The following is a 15,384-nucleotide window of genomic DNA, read 5'->3' as shown; positions in this document are numbered from 1 at the left end:
CCGAAAATGCTCTTGAGCCACTTCAAGGCAATCACCCCATCGTCGGAATGATAAACGCGTTGCTGCCATCGCCGCCGCCGTCAGGCCAGCGGGCGGTGATCTTCTTGAGCTTGGTCCAGAACTTCAGGCCTTCCATGCCGTACTGGTCGGTATCGCCAAAGCCCGAACGCTTCCAGCCGCCGAAGCTGTGATAGGCAACCGGCACCGGAATCGGCACGTTGATCCCGACCATGCCGACGTTGACGCGGGCCGCGAATTCGCGGGCGGCGTGGCCGTTGCGGGTGAAGATCGCTACGCCGTTGCCATACTGGTGCTTGGAGGGGAGGACGAGCGCCTCTTCGAAATCCTTGGCGCGAACGATCTGCAGCACCGGTCCGAAGATCTCGTTGTGATAGCTGGTCATCTCCGGCGTTACCCGGTCAAGCAGCGTCGGGCCAAGGAAGTAGCCTTCCTCATGCCCTTGCATCTTGAAGCCGCGCCCGTCGATCACGAGTTCGCTGCCTTCATCGACCGCAGTCTGGATCCAGCGTTCGATATTGGCCTTGTGCTGGGCGGTGACAACCGGGCCGTACTGCGCGTCGGGATCGGTCGAAATGCCGACCTTGAGTGCCTCGATCGCCGGGATCAGCTTGGCCTTCAGGCGTTCGGCGGTGTCTTCGCCCACCGGCACCACCACCGGCAGTGCCATGCAGCGCTCGCCCGCCGAGCCGAAGGCCGCGCCGCACAGGTCGCCGACGACCTGGTCCAGATCGGCATCGGGCATCACGATTCCGTGGTTCTTCGCGCCGCCCATCGCCTGGACCCGCTTTCCGGCAGCAACGCCGCGCGAATAGACATATTGGGCGATGTCAGATGAGCCGACAAAGCTGACCGCGCTGATCGCCGGGTGATCGAGGATCAGGTCAACCATTTCCTTGTCGCCGTGAACCACCTGGAAAATGCCGTCGGGCAGGCCCGCCTCAAGCCACAGCTCGGCGATCTTGACCGGCACCGAAGGATCGCGCTCGCTGGGCTTGAGGATGAAGGCATTGCCCGCCGCAATCGCCATCGCGCCCATCCACAGCGGGATCATCGCCGGGAAGTTGAACGGGGTAATGCCCGCGCCGATTCCCAAGGGCTGGCGCATCGAAGTCACGTCGATCCCGGGACCGGCGCCCTGGGTAAACTCGCCCTTCAGCACATGCGGCAGCCCGCAGCAGAATTCGACCACTTCGAGCCCGCGCTGGATATCGCCCTTGGAGTCGGCGATGACCTTGCCGTGTTCGCTCGACAGCAGTTCGGCCAGCGGCTGCATGTCGCGCTCGATCAGGTGCTTGAATTCGAACATCACCCGCGCGCGGCGCTGGGGGTTCATCGCGGCCCAGGCGGGCTGTGCGGCTTGCGCGGCGGCCACCGCGCGCTCCAACGCATCGGTGCCGCCCAGCACGACTTCGGCCTGCTGCCCGCCGTTGTTGGGATCCATCACCGCGTGCTTGCGGGTGCTGGCAAGACCGGCCGTGCCGCCGTGGATGAAGTGATCGACATAACGCATGGCGCTGGTTCCTTCCCGAGTCCGTTTGCGCCAGCCCTGCACCCGCCGGGTATTGCAGGCAAGCGGCAAAAATGCGAGTGAAGCCTGCAATTATGCAGGTAAACGACTGGAGCGACCTTCAAGCCTTTCTGGCGATCGCCCGCGCCGGGCAATTGGCGCGGGCGGGAGCGGCTTTGGGTGTCGATGCCACCACCATGGGCCGACGCCTTCGGCGGCTCGAGGCAAGGCTTGGCGCAACCCTGTTCGAGCAGACCCGCGAGGGCCAGGTGCTGACCGAAGCCGGGGAAGCGCTGCTGGTCCGGGTCGAGGCCATGGCCCAGGCAGCGAGCACAATCGCCGAAGGAGGAAGCGGGACCGGCGGCTTGTCGGGAACGCTCAGGATCAGCACTTCGGAAGGATTCGGTTCGTGGTTCCTGGCGCGGGAAGTGCCGCAGTTCGCCGCGCTTCACCCCGGCCTCACGCTCGATCTCGTCGCCTCCAGCGGGTTTCTCAGCCTGTCCAAGCGCGAGGCGGACATTGCGGTCATGCTGTCGCGGCCCAAGGCCGGGCCGGTCGTGTCGCGCAAGCTGTCCGATTATACCTTGCGGCTCTATGCTGCTCCGGCCTATCTGCGCGAACATGGGGCGCCGCAGCGCCCTGCCGATCTGGCAAGCGACCACCGCCTGGTCGGATACATTCCCGATCTGCTTTACGATCCGTCGCTGCGCTATTTGGATGAAATCCATCCCGGGCTGAGTGCCGGGCTGCGCTCATCCAGCATCAATGCCCAGCACCGGCTGCTGGCGGGCGGGGCCGGGATCGGGGTCTTGCCCTGCTTCATGGGCGATGCCGACCCGGGGCTGGTTGCGGTTTTTCCGGAACGGCGGATCCTGCGTTCATTCTGGCTGGTAACGCACAAGGATACCCAGAACCTCGCGCGAATTCGCGCCGGCAAGGATTGGCTGCTCGATGCCGTCCAACGCCAGCGTGAAGTGTTGCTCCCGCCTGCGGACTAGCGGCCTTGCCGCACCGCCCGGTTGCCAACCATCCGGCGCGGTGCCAATAGCGCGGGCTCAATCGCCCGGGAGCGCATGCTCCCCGCGAACCCATACAGTTTTCCTTGAAAGCCATGTCCATGCAGCCCGAAATCCTGACTCCTTTGGCCACTGAAACGATTGCCGAGATCGAGGCGCGCTATCCGCCGCGCGCATTGCCCGAAGGCGCCTGCGTCACCCGTTTCGGGCCGAGTCCGACCGGGTCGCTGCACATCGGGGGGCTCTATACCTCGATGATCTCGCGCCAGCTTGCGCACCAGAGCGGCGGCCTGTTCATGCTGCGGATCGAGGACACCGACAAGAAGCGGGAAGTTGAAGGCGCGATCGACCTGATCGTCGATTCGCTGCGCCATTTCGGCCTGTCGCCGGACGAGGGCGAGCTGACCGTTGGCCATGAAGTGGGCAGCTATGGCCCTTATCGCCAGAGTGCGCGGACCCCGATTTACCAGGCCTTTGTTCGCAACCTGCTGGAACGCGGCCTGGCCTATCCATGCTTCGCCAGCCCCGAGGAGCTGGCTGCGGTCCGCGACCAGCAGCAGGCGGCGAAGATCCCGCCCGGCTATTACGGCAAGTGGGCGCTGTGGCGCGACCGGCCCGAGGCCGAGGTGGAACAGGCAATGGCCGAAGGCCGGCCCTTCGCGATCCGGCTCAAGGCTCCGGCCGATCGCCCGGCGCAGGTTACCTTGCCCGATGTGATCCGCGGCGACCTGAACTTCCCGTCCAATGAGCAGGACGTGGTTCTCCTCAAGGCCGATGGCACCCCGACCTATCACCTCGCCCATGTCGTCGACGACCGGTTGATGGGCACCACCCACGTGATCCGCGGCCACGAATGGCTGTCGTCCTACCCGCTGCATGCCCAGTTGTTCGGCCTGTTCGGGTGGGAGCCGCCGCTGTTCGCTCACATCTCCCCGATCGAGAAGATGGAAGGCAGCTCCCGCCGCAAGCTCAGCAAGCGCAAGGACCCCGAAGCCTCGGTCTCGTTCTATGTCGAGCAGGGCTATCCCCAGGAAGCGGTGCTGGAATATCTACTGACCCTGGCCGACGGCCGGTTCGAGGATTGGCGCGCGGAGCATCCCGAAGGACGCGAGGGCTTCGCAATCGACCTGGCCCGGATGAGCCGCAGCGGGGCGCTGTTCGACAGCGTCAAGCTGGACAGCATCAGCCGCGAGCGGATTGCGGCGATGACTGCTGCAGAGGTCTATGCCGCGATCCTGGCCTGGGCCGAGATCCACGCGCCGGACTTTTGCGCACGGATTGCGGCCGATCCGGCCTATGCCACCGCGATTTTCAACATCGAGCGCGGTAATGAGCGGGCCCGCAAGGACCTGGCCCATTGGTCGACCGTGCCCGGCGACGTCAGCTTCTTCTTCGACGACCTCTATGCGGCTGACGAAGCAAATGTTCGTGAAGCGCTTGCTGCGGTCACGCCAGCGCCCTCAGCCGAGTTGCTGCGCGCGATTGCCGACGAAGTCGATCCGAACGTTGAGCGCGATACCTGGCTTGAAGCGCTGCGCGCGATCGGTGGCCGCTTTGGCTATGCCCCCAGCATGAAGGTCTTCAAGCAAGATCCGCAGGCCTATATCGGCCACTTCGGTAACCTGACCGAAGCTGTTCGCGTGGTTCTGACCGGTCGGCGCCAGTCACCCGACCTGCACGAGATCATGCAGGTTATGGGGCGCAACCGGGTTAAGGCCCGGCTCGATGCGGCGGCTGGCTGGATCGCCTAAGATAGCGCGCATTGGGGATAGTATCGGGCCCGGCTAGCACGCGGCGGATTACCCGTTAACAGCTCAAGCTCTCAGCCAGCAGGTTGCGCATATTGAGCCTGGCGTGGAACAGCCGGGTCTTGACCGTCCCTTCGGGGCAAGCCTGAATCTCGGCGATTTCAGCGACCGAGCGCTGTTCGAAATAGGCCAGAATCACCGCCTCGCGTTGATCGACGGAGATTCTTGCAAGAGCGAGCCGCAGCCATTCGGCATTGTTGGCGGTGATAGCCCGGTGTTCAGGGTCAGGATCCTGATCTGCTTGCTGCTCGTGCTGGTCGGACAATTGCGCCCAGCGCGCACTGCCATTGCGGCGCAGCCAATCGACCGCCTTGTTCCTCACGATCCGGCGGATCCAGCCCTGACCTGATCCGGACGCGGTGAAAGTCGCCGCCTGTCTCCAGATGTCGACAAATGCCTCGTCGACAACATCTTCTGCGGCTTCGCGATCTCCTGCAAGCAGGCCCAGCGCATACCCCAGCAACGGCCGCTGCTGCGAACGGTAGAGTTCATCGAACGCGCGGCGATCCTCTCGCGCAATGGCCTGGATGGCTATCGCAATGTCCATGTCGATTCCCCTGTGGTTGGGCGGCATGACGCCGCGCTTTGCAGCACGGCCCAGATCATGCTGCCGCTTGAATCCCGGTATGGTGAGATCGTCAGCCCGGCGGCCCGGGCTGCCGCAATCAGGCTTGTTTCGTCGTGACATTCGAGCTCGCGGCCCAAACAGACTGCCTGCCAGCCGGCGCCGAGGTGGCCGGGCACAAACGCGGAGATCAGCAAGCTGGCGCCGGGCGTTAGCAGGCCGGCATAGGCCGACAGTTGATTGGCAAGGTCAGCCGCCGCCAGGCTATCTGCAGTGGCAAGCAGCAGGTCGAATTGCAGGCCTTGCGCTTCGGCAGGATTGAGCACGCGCAAAGGGGGAGCGTGCCTGGCTGCGATGGCTTCTCCGCGCCGACGATCGCGCTGGACAAGGGTGACGTTGTCAACGGCAAGACCGCGCAGGCGGTCCAGTTCGCCCAGCTCTCCGCATTCCAACAGCGCAATTTGTTGACCCTTCTGCCAGGCCGTCTCCACGGCTTTGGCACCAAGTTCGCGCCGCGTGCTTAGGCCACGGACAAAGCCCAACTGGCTTTGGGCGGCGTGAAGTTGGCGCTCCCAGGCGGAAATACCTTGCGGGTCCGGGTCGGCCAGCAAGCGGGGGTCGGACGAGCCGAGGAATCGGCTAACCGGGTGCCCTGCAAGCAGGCGGCGCCAGGCCTCGGCCGCTTCTGGACCGGTCACCGCAGAGTCCAGCATTCCGGCCAGCAGGAGGACGGCCTCGGCGGTGCGACCGGTCTCAAACTGGCCAACAACCTGATCGAGGAGCTGAAGCGAACGAAGGGATTGGAAGTTCATGCAATCGAGCTAGGCCAAGGCCGTCGTCCAAGCGTTCATCCAGCGTCCTTAGAGCGTGAAAAAGAAGGTGAATTTTCGAATGAACGGGTTATTCCGTCAGTCTAACGAGGGGTCGGAGCAGATGGGGGAGTTCCAGGCAGGTTTTGCCTTGCAATTGCTGGGATCGTTCCGCCTCGAGGACTGCGACGGTCAACGGGTCGAGATTTCGAGCAAGCGCGGTCAGGCCCTGCTGGCGATGCTGGCCAGCGCGGGATCGGGTGAACGAACCCGAACGTGGTTGCAGGACCGGCTGTGGGGTTCGCGCGGAACCGAACAGGCCCAAGCCAGCCTGCGCCGCGAACTCTCGAACCTGCGCAAGGCAATTTGCAGTAACGGTGATCTGCTACTGTCTGACTATAACCGGGTCTGGCTCGATCTGACCAAGGTGCGGATTGACTTGCGCGAGCTTGACAGCGCACCAGTTGGCGAGTTCCTTGAAGGCTTGGATATCGCTGGAGAGGAAGGGTTCGAAGACTGGCTGCGTGAAGAACGGCGGCGGATTGCTGACCGTCAAAATGCTGCAGTGGCGCCAGTGCCAGCGGCTCCGACATCGACCATGCCACTTGCTGAATTCGCGCAGCGCCCGGCCCTTGCAGTCCTTCCATTTACCTGGCAGCCAACCAGCTCCGAACGCGAAGTCATGGCCCAGGGCCTGAGCGAAGATTTGACCAATCGTCTGGCCAAACTGCGCTGGCTTCCGGTGATCGCGCGGAGTTCGAGCTTTTCCGCAAGCGGCGATGCCAGAGCCGTCGGGGTGCATCTGGGTGCGCGGTATATTGTTGAGGGAGCGATCCGCGGCGAAGGGCCGCGGCAGGTGCTGACCATTGCCCTGACCGATACCGAAAGTGGGCAAGTCTTGTGGTCCGAACGCATTGCGAAGCCACTGGATGACGAAGGCTGGGCACCCGAACTTGGCGACCTCCCCGCCCAGATCGCGGCCATCCTTGGCCTGAAGATCGATATGCGCGAGCAGGCCAGGGCGGCCGCCAAACCCGCAGACAGTCTGGAAGTCAGCGACTTGATCTGGCGCGGGCGTTGGCATCTCAATCGCCTGACAAAGGCGGACTCGCTTTGCGCGCGGGATTGTTTTGATCGCGCATTGGCGCTGGATCCAAGTTCGTCCGAAGCCTTGATTCAGGCAACCTGGGTTCGCTTGTGGAGCCTTTGGGCTACCCGCGGCGGGGATGATGACGTGCGTGAGGTGCGGCAAATGGCCCAACAGGCTATCGTTGCCGATTATGACGATGCGCGTGGTCATATGCTGGCGGGAATCGCCGAGATGTGGTTGCGCCAGCCCTTGCGCGCCCGTGCCTTGCTAACCCGGGCGATCGAGCTCAATCCAAGTCTGGTCATGGCCCATTCGCAGCTGGGCTGTGCGCTCCACCTGCAAGGGGAGCATGCCCAGGCCATCGAACGCTTGCGCTTTGCGATGCGGCTCAGCCCCAACGATCACGATCTGTTTTTCACGCTGGGTGAGCTGGCGGGTGCTCACCTGTTTTGCGGTGAAGCAGAGATTGCCCTGGACTATGCCGAACAAGCCCTGGCGCGGCGCGCGGCCTATTGGTTGGCGCATGTGATCAAGATCAAGGCCTTGGTTTTGCTGGAACGCCGCGCCGAAGCGGCTGCCGCGCTGGCGGACCTGGTCGCCGCCAAGACCGGATTTCGGGAAGAATTCATCGATTGGATGCCGTTCCTCGATGGCGGGAAACGGACCTTTCTGAAGGACGGATTGAACCAAGCGGCCGCCTGGCCCGACTGAGGCCGAGGATCGAGACGCACCATGCCCAAAAAGATAAAGTATTTTGCCGGAATTGCTGCCGCTCAGGCTGCGCAAAAGAACGAGCGCCTGGGCACGCTTAGCCCGTTCGATTTCGAAGCCATCGCCACTCGCGGACGGATGGCTCGTTTCAAAGAGGCCGCAGCGCGGCGCCTCCTCTTGCTGATCTACCCGTTTGCACGGCGCTTCAAGCCGTTGCTCAAATTTGGCGGCGTGCTGCACGTCACCCGTGCGGAGCAGGTCCGCGAGGTGCTCTCCCGGCCAGATGACTTTAACGTTCCTTTCGGTCCGGAAATGGGCGAACTTGGCGACGGCGCGATATTTCTGCTCGGGCTTGATGGACCCCCGCATGACCGGATGCTCAAGGTGCTGCGTGCGATCGTCAGGCGGGAAGATGCCGAAAGGATGGCCGCGTGGTCGTTCGATTTCGCGGAGTCCCTGCTCGAAAACCATGCCGGCCGGATCGATGTAGTCGGCGATCTGATCAAACGCGTGCCGGCGGAAATCTGCTTGCGTTACTTCGGGCTGAGCTGCGACGAAGTCGATGCCTTTGCCGATTGGACCGTGGCCCTGTCTGCCTTGCTGTTCGGCGACCCCACCGGAAAGCCTGAGGTACGCAAGCTTGCGATGAACGCCAAGCGACGGCTTGGCATCGTGCTCGACGATGCGATTGCCCGTACCAAGACCAATCACCGCCGCGGCCTGCTCGATCCCGTTCGGGCTGAAACGCTGGTCGAGCGCCTCGTGCTGATTCAGGACGAGCATGATCTGAGTGACATAGAACTGCGCGCGATCCTGATGGGCATGGCGACAGGATTTATCCCAACGAATTCGCTGGCGGCATCGAACATGCTGACCGTGTTGCTCGAGCATCCGGAGGCCTTTGCCATGGCAACCCAGGCTGCGCGTAGCAACGATCGCGAAACCATGCGGCGGATTGTGCTGGAGGCTGGCAGGATGAAGCCGGCGCTATCTCCCGGACAATGGCGGCACGCCCCCCGCGATACTTACCTGGCGGTTGATGGGCGGCTCCGCGCGATCAAGGGCGGAACCACCCTGCTGGTCTCAACAATGTCGGCGATGCGTGATCCGCGTGAGGTTATCGATCCTGGCACCTTTCGGATCGATCGAACCAATCCCGACGGGTCGATGCAAGACCCCGATTTGGTGTTTGGGGCCGGGTCTCATGTCTGCATCGGCAAGCACCTGGCGATCGAGCAGATCAGTGCGCTGTTCACCGCCTTGCTGCGCCGCGACGGGCTGCGCGTATCGCCCGGCAAGGCTGGTAGGTTGCGCAGTATTGGTTCGTTCCCGCGCAGCCGCGAGATGGTCTGGGACACGCCCGCCAGCCAGCAGTCGATGTTTCTGGTGATCGTCCCGATCGCCAACAGCGAAAGCAAGGACGTGATTGACCGGGCCCTCGCCGGTTTTGGCAATCCGGCCGGGCCAGCGGTCAAGGCAGCACTGGATGCGACCGGACTTGTCCATTTCTGCTCGCTGGCAACAATCCAGTCCGATGTCGGCTTGCATTTGGTGTTCGAGCTGAGCGTCGACGGAACGCCGGAACGTGCGCTTGAGACAATCGCGGCCGATGCCGGCGATGTGTTGCGGCCGGCATTCGCTCTGGCCGGGCTGGGTCCGGACGAGGACCTTGCCCATTTCCTCAAGCGCCACATCGTGGAATTGCACGGCAAACCCTGGGGCGCAACCGGGCTCAACTACAACGGGCTAAGCGAATTTTCGGTGAAACTGGTCGAGAAGCAGGCCCGGTTTGCCGACTTTGCCGGGCGCGTGCTGAGAGACTATGTCGCCAGCGAGACCGCGCGCGGCAGCCATCCCATGCTTACCCTGGCGCACCTGCGGCGGGTGTTGCGTCACGATCCGGCCTTCGTTGCCGAAGCAACACCGGCGCAATTGGCTCTGATCGACGAGGCCAAGGCTCAGGGATACGATGTCTTTCACCTGATGGCCGAGCGCGGCCGGTTCAAGCTGACCTCCTATCGCGAGACAACCACCGTCAAGGCGCTCGGCAAGTTTCTTGTTTCGCGCGATGGGCGAATCGTGCTTTGGCCGGTCCTGGCCTTGCTTGTGCTGTTTGGCTTGAGCATGTGGCCCATGGCCAAGGGACTGCTGGTTTGGAAAGTTCTGGCCACCTTGGCCAAGGCGGTTCTGGCCACCGGGCTGGTCATCGCCGTGGTGGTGGGCCTGTTTCTGGCGCGGCTGCGCCATGCTGAAAAGACCGATGTGCCCGATACGTCAGAGGCTCCGCTCAGCAAGCTTCGCGCGATCATGGAAAAGGAAAATCCGCCGGGGTTCGCGCAGAATCACATCATGGCGGTGGGCAAGATCAAACCTGGCCCATTCCGCGCCTTTACCCATGCCTTCGCGCTCTGGGGAATTCGCAACCTGATTGCTTACCGGTTCCGTCCGGGCCTGGTCCGCGGTATGGGCACCATCCACTACGCGCGCTGGTGGCGGTTACCGGGAACAGATGTAGCCGCGTTCTATTCGAACTTTGACGGCAGCTGGGAAAGCTATCTCGAAGATTTCATCTCGCGGGCTCATCGTGGGCAGACCGCATCTTGGAGTAACTGGCAGGGCTTTCCCCGGACCAAGTTCATGATCAAGATGGGGGCTGACGATGGGGATGCTTTTAAACGCTGGGAACGTATCCAGCAGCAGGTGGTGCCATTCTGGTATTCCCGTTTTCCGGCGCTCTCGTCAGAGCATGTCCGCAACAATGCGTTGATCCATTCGGGCGTCGCTCTGGCCAAAAGCGCGACCGATTGTGAAGAGTGGCTGCGCTGTTTCGGTTCCATGCCGCGCGTCGCCAACCGGATTGAGACCGATGAAGTGCAGGCATTGGTGTTCCGAGGACTCAAGCGCTTGCCCTATTCGGTGGCACTTGCCGTGCGCTTGCCCGTGGGAGGTGAGGCCTTGGGCGAATGGCTTTGCTGGATCCGTGGCAAGGCGATGCAGGCCGAACTGAGCCTCGATGCAGGTCAGCTCGCGGTCTTGGTCGATGAAGGCGTGCTGCTGCCGGTAGCGCGGTCGTTGGGCCGGCCGGGCGAGTATGCCTTGGCTCATGCAATGACGGTGGCCTTTGGCGACAGGCCGTTGACCGGCGATAGCACCATGGGCAGCGTCGCGCAGTTGAGCACCGACGAATACGATCGTTCCGGCCTTGCTCGCCGCGATGCCAAGGCGGCGATGCGGCAAGCTGTTTTTCTGGGGCTCTCAGCCGCGGGCATGGCGCGTTTCAATGCCCCAAACACGGCACCGGGCACCCTGCTAGAGGCGTTTCCTTCTGCCTACCGCATGGGCATGGCTGCGCGGGCCAGGATCAATGGCGACATCCATGCTAGCGGACCCGAGCATTGGCGCTGGCAGGACGATCCATATACCGTAGATGGTACCGAAGCGGTTCTGATGCTTTACGCCTCGACGCCGGCCGAATTGGCACGGTTGCGCCAGGTCCACGAATTGCTGCTGCTCAATCATGGCGGGACTGTGCTTTCGGCAACCGACTGCGCTCCGGCCTTTTTCGAACCCGAAAAGATCGAGTTCGAGCATTTCGGCTATCGCGATGGAATATCCCAGCCGGTAATCCGCGGGACCAGCCGTTCGATCCGCAGCGTGCCCGAGCGCGACGTAGTCGAACCGGGCGAATTCATTCTTGGTTACAAGGACTCCGCCGGATATTTCCCGCCTTCACCGCTGCTTCCGCGCGAAGCCGATGTAAGCGGGGCGCTGCCTGTTCCGATCGAGGCAAATCTATCACGGTTCCCCGATTTCGGGGAAAAATCACTGAGCGAAGGTCCGCGCGATCTGGGGCGGAACGGCACCTATCTGGTGCTTCGCGAACTGAAGCAGGATGTTGCGGGCTTCGAAGCCTTTGTCGAGGCAGCAGCCGATCAGCTGAACAATGGCGCGCTGTGCGAGCTTTACCGGCTGACCGGACAGGCAGCTGACAAGGATTGGATAAAGGCAAAACTGATGGGACGTTGGCCCAATGGTCGCCCGTTGATTGGCAACCCGGTCAACGTTCCCTCGTCAGCATCGACGCGTGAGGCCGAGCACAGCAACGATTTCGTTTATGGCGAAGATGATCCGCAGGGCCTGGCTTGCCCATTTGGTTCGCACATTCGGCGCACCAATCCGCGTGACAGCCGTCAGCCCGGCGACGTCAAGGAACAAGAGATCACAAACCGGCACCGCCTGCTGCGCAGGGGGCGAACCTATGTCCGTGCCGAAACCGGCGAGAAGGGCCTGCTATTTGCCAGCATCTGTGCCGACATTGAGCGGCAGTTCGAATTCGTGCAGCAATTTTGGGCCAACGCTCCCGCGTTTCATGGGCTTGCGCGTGAACCGGATCCAATCGCCGGCAGCGACCCGCTGGACCCGGCCAGCGGCTGCCCGATCGGCCGCGTCTTCACCATTCCCACTGCCGCAGGGCCGGTGCAACTCAGCGGCTTGAAAAACCACGTTCAGACAATGGGCGGCGGCTACTTCTTCATGCCCAGCCGCTCGGCTCTGGGCTGGCTGACCGAATCCGCGCTGCGCTCGGCGGCAATCAGGAACGCTGCATCATGACCGATCCCGAAGATCTTGCCCGATTTGAGCAGTTGCTGCCATTCTATGTGAACGGAACACTCGACGACGCGGCCCGTTCACAAATCGATGCGGCTTTGCCGGGATCGCCTGCCCTGCAACGCGCGCTTGCCGAAGTGCGCGCGCTTTCCGTGCAACTTAATGACAAAATGCAGCAAGAGCTGGCGGCAAGCGATGCCGGCCTTGCAGCGCGGCATGCCGCGCTGAACGCTCGGCTCGCGGCCATTTCGGCTGTACCTCGGCCAGCAGCCCGATCCGAAAGGTTGACCCAGGCTCTGGTCTTCATAAACCCCCAGCGTTGGAGCCCGTCCATTTCGCTGTCTCTGGCCCTCGCCATTGCAGCAGGTGGCGGCTGGATCGCAGGTGGGGGCATTCGCAATTCCGGCGATAACGCCTATCAAACCGCATCGGGCTGCGACGAGGCGAGCAAATCGGGTTCGGCCAGACTGGTGATCCGGTTCAAAGACGATGCTGCCTGGACCGATGTTGAGACGCTGCTTTCGGACCACCAGGTTGCGATCGTTGCGGGCCCGGATGAAGGACGTCTGATCTTGCTGATCGACGAACCCTCGACCAAGCCCGATCAAGTGAAAGCGAGGTTGGCCAGGTCGCCGATTGTCGCCTTTGTCGGGGAACTGAAATGAAACGCGCGGCAACTTCGGCCCTGCTGCTGATATTGCTCGGCACCGCCTTGAATGCGCAAGTTGGCGTGCCCGATCCGCAGCCCAGGCAACCCCGTTCCGATAGCCAAAGCGGAGGGTCTGGAGGGATGGGCCTTGGCATTTCGATTAAGCTGGGCGGCAAGAAGCCCAAGGCTCCGCCCGCACCCCCATGGGAAATGCGCGATGAAGCCATCCCGGACACGGTGGCCGGACAGGTTGTTGTGGTCATCAACGGCCCTCCGGGCGAAAGCACCCGAATTGCCAGAAGCGCTCGATTGACCGTGATTGAAGTCAGTCCGATCGAGGCTCTGGGAAAGGTGATGCTTGTCGGATCCGTGACTGCACCCGACACAGTCGAAGCAGTTATAGCGCGTGCCGCAAAGCTGCGCGGGGTCGATTGGGCCCAGCCCAACATTCAGTTCCAGCCATTGGCTGCGAAACTGCCGAAGCGCTTCACCTTGATCGGCATTACGCGGGCTGAGCAGTTGAAGGTCAGCGGGACGATCGCGATGATCGATACTCCGGTCGATATCGCCAGTCCGGCGCTGAAGGGTGCCCACTTTGCGCAATCGATCCATGGTGCCAGCTCTGCCCCAGCCGCTCACGGCACGGCAATAGCCTCGCTGCTGGTAGGGACGGGAGAAGTCGCTGGCATGGCACAAGGTGCGCGCCTGGTCAGCCTGGCCGCTTTCGATCCCTCGGCGAAGGCCAGCGGAATCTCGCAGACCCGCTTTCTGGCCAAGGCGCTCGATGCGGCCTGGAAGCTGCGACCCGATGTATTGAACCTCTCATTCGGCGGGCGTGAGGATCGACTGCTTTCGGGCCTGCTCGACGCGCTGAGCCGCAAGGGGGTTTGCATTGCGGCTGCCGCCGGAAACGGAGGGCCAAACAGTCCGGTCTTGTTTCCCGCCCGTCACCCGGCTGCGCTTGCGGTAACCGCGGTGGATGAACGGATGAAGGGCTATGCCCATGCCGCCAGAGGAGCGCAGATCGGCGTTAGCGGGATCGGCGTTGATCTGCTGGCTACGGTGCCGGGAGGGTTTCGCCGGGTTTCCGGCACTTCCTTTGCAACCGCTGCAGTTTCAGGCGCATTGATGCGGATGGGCGAATGCACCGCAGCCCATGATCCTGCGGCAATGCGCCGCAGCGTGGCCGCCCGCGCGCTCGATCTTGGCGTTCCCGGACCCGATCCTGTGTTTGGCGCAGGGCTGCTTCGCCTTCAAAAGAAGTGACTACGGTCCGGGGCCTGACCGATCGCGCAGGCCCAGGACAATGCGCCAATGCTAATGGCTTTGCAGCAGTTCCACTGCCATACCTTGAGGCTCACCGTGATTTGCCATCAAGTCGCCGCGCCACCGGCATCGCCGCGAAAACGGCCAGGACGCAGATCGCGCCCCCGATCGGGCCGATCAGGGTATATCCGCCGAACAGTTGGGCAATCCCCCCGGCCGCCAGTGAGCCAAAGCTTTGCGCGAGCAGCCAGGACCCGGTGGTCATCACCGCCAGCCGTCCGGTCTGGTCGTGGGCATAGCTCAGGCCCAGCAGCAGCGGATAGGTCAGGAACCAGCTGACCATGAAGGCCACGAACGACGCGGCAAACGCCAGCTCACCAGCAACCGTGGTCAGCAAGACGCAGGTCAGCCCGCAAGTGCCCAATGCGGCGGCCAGCGGCCAAAAGCGCGGCAGCCGGTTGATGATCACGGCCAGACCGGCATTGGCCAGCGCGCTCGCCAGCACCGCCATGCTTTGGTAGATTCCGAACTGCGTGGCCGGAATCCCGATGGCATTGGCAGTACGTTCGATAAATGGCCAGATCGCCAGGGATCCGAATGCAAACAAAGCCATCGCCGCGATGATCCGCAGTCCTTCCGGGCCAATCGGGCGGTTGGCTGGCGTGTCATGCATGTCCAGCGTCACGTCCTTGCCCCCTGGCAGTAGCAGCGACATCAGGCCCAGCACCATGGCCAGCCCGCTCAGTGCAAGGAACATCCCAGCGACGCCGTGGTCCGCTCCGATCTGTGGGACAGCGATTGCGATCAACGCATAGAGCACGGTTTGAAATGCAATTCCCAGCGATATCCAGCGCGCCGGATGGTCGGCCCTTCCGGCGGCCAGATTGACCGCGCTGTTCATGATCCCGAACCCAAATCCGGTGCCGATCCGGCCGAGGAACAGCAGCGCATAGTCGCTGACAAAGGCCGATCCGGCCTGCGCTGCGGCAACCAACAGAGTGGCGAAAATCGCCAGAATCCGCGCGTCCAGTGTCCGCGCGCGCGGCGCCACCAAAAACATCGCTGCCGCATAGCTGAGCGTTTCGGCCATGTTCCACGCGCCCATCTGGAAAGGCGAGAAGCCAAACCGGTCGATCAGGCCACCGATAAGATAGGTGGTGAAATTGTTGCCGATGTGCGCCGCCGCAGTGGCAGCCCCGATGCCGATCAGCGTGAACGCGAACGGGCTTGGCTTGCGGGCGGCGACCCGGCTGGCGCTGATATTCAGATTGTCTCTCCCCTTGTCGGCCTTGCCAGCCAACTTGCCGCGACATGGCTTCCCATTTACCCTGCCC

General features: G+C 62.9%; 10 protein-coding genes. 6 read left to right on the top strand and 4 right to left on the bottom strand.

What is annotated here, in order from left to right; all coding sequences use genetic code 11:
• Nucleotides 1-31: 31 nt before the first annotated feature.
• The gene (locus B2V17_RS03885) at nt 32-1,531 is read right to left on the bottom strand and encodes a CoA-acylating methylmalonate-semialdehyde dehydrogenase (RefSeq protein ID WP_292995397.1); all 1,500 of its coding nucleotides are present in this window, start codon (nt 1,529-1,531) and stop codon (nt 32-34) included.
• 71 nt (nt 1,532-1,602) lie between these two features.
• Between B2V17_RS03885 and B2V17_RS03880 the strand changes: the two genes are divergently transcribed.
• Both B2V17_RS03880 and B2V17_RS03875 read left to right on the top strand, forming a co-directional pair.
• A complete protein-coding gene (locus B2V17_RS03880) occupies nt 1,603-2,526 on the top strand; it encodes a LysR family transcriptional regulator (protein WP_292995395.1) in 924 nt (307 codons plus the stop codon).
• Nucleotides 2,527-2,639: 113 nt separating this feature from the next.
• Nucleotides 2,640-4,295: a glutamate--tRNA ligase gene (locus tag B2V17_RS03875; RefSeq protein WP_292995393.1), complete on the top strand. Its 1,656-nt coding sequence runs from the start codon at nt 2,640-2,642 to the stop codon at nt 4,293-4,295.
• Nucleotides 4,296-4,350: 55 nt separating this feature from the next.
• On the opposite strand, the gene B2V17_RS03870 is transcribed toward B2V17_RS03875, so the two are convergent.
• Nucleotides 4,351-4,899, bottom strand: a complete 549-nt coding sequence (locus B2V17_RS03870) for an RNA polymerase sigma factor (RefSeq protein WP_292995391.1) — start codon at nt 4,897-4,899, stop codon at nt 4,351-4,353.
• Nucleotides 4,884-5,729, bottom strand: a complete 846-nt coding sequence (locus B2V17_RS03865) for a hypothetical protein (protein WP_292995390.1) — start codon at nt 5,727-5,729, stop codon at nt 4,884-4,886. Before B2V17_RS03865 ends, B2V17_RS03870 begins: the two co-directional genes overlap by 16 nt.
• A 79-nt stretch (nt 5,730-5,808) precedes the next feature.
• Here B2V17_RS03865 and B2V17_RS03860 point away from each other — a divergent pair, with 79 nt between their 5' ends.
• From B2V17_RS03860 to B2V17_RS03845, 4 genes are all read left to right on the top strand, one after another.
• Nucleotides 5,809-7,527 (top strand): tetratricopeptide repeat protein, encoded by a 1,719-nt coding sequence (locus B2V17_RS03860; RefSeq protein WP_292995388.1) that lies wholly within the window; start codon nt 5,809-5,811, stop codon nt 7,525-7,527.
• 21 nt (nt 7,528-7,548) lie between these two features.
• Nucleotides 7,549-12,138: a cytochrome P450 gene (locus tag B2V17_RS03855; RefSeq protein ID WP_292995386.1), complete on the top strand. Its 4,590-nt coding sequence runs from the start codon at nt 7,549-7,551 to the stop codon at nt 12,136-12,138.
• Entirely contained in the window at nt 12,135-12,800 is a 666-nt protein-coding gene (locus B2V17_RS03850; protein ID WP_292995384.1) for a hypothetical protein, read from the top strand. The genes B2V17_RS03855 and B2V17_RS03850 overlap by 4 nt, the downstream gene beginning before the upstream one ends.
• A gap of 125 nt (nt 12,801-12,925) precedes the next feature.
• Complete coding sequence (locus tag B2V17_RS03845; RefSeq protein ID WP_292995382.1) at nt 12,926-14,050, top strand: S8 family serine peptidase; 1,125 nt, start codon at nt 12,926-12,928, stop codon at nt 14,048-14,050.
• A gap of 91 nt (nt 14,051-14,141) precedes the next feature.
• Here B2V17_RS03845 and B2V17_RS03840 read toward each other — a convergent pair whose 3' ends face one another.
• Nucleotides 14,142-15,350 (bottom strand): MFS transporter, encoded by a 1,209-nt coding sequence (locus tag B2V17_RS03840; protein WP_292995380.1) that lies wholly within the window; start codon nt 15,348-15,350, stop codon nt 14,142-14,144.
• Between the last annotated feature and the right edge of the window lie 34 nt (nt 15,351-15,384).

It is taken from the genome of Novosphingobium sp. UBA6272, from assembly GCF_002440635.1.
Classification (GTDB): domain Bacteria; phylum Pseudomonadota; class Alphaproteobacteria; order Sphingomonadales; family Sphingomonadaceae; genus Novosphingobium.
This window is presented reverse-complemented; position numbering and strand designations above follow the sequence as displayed.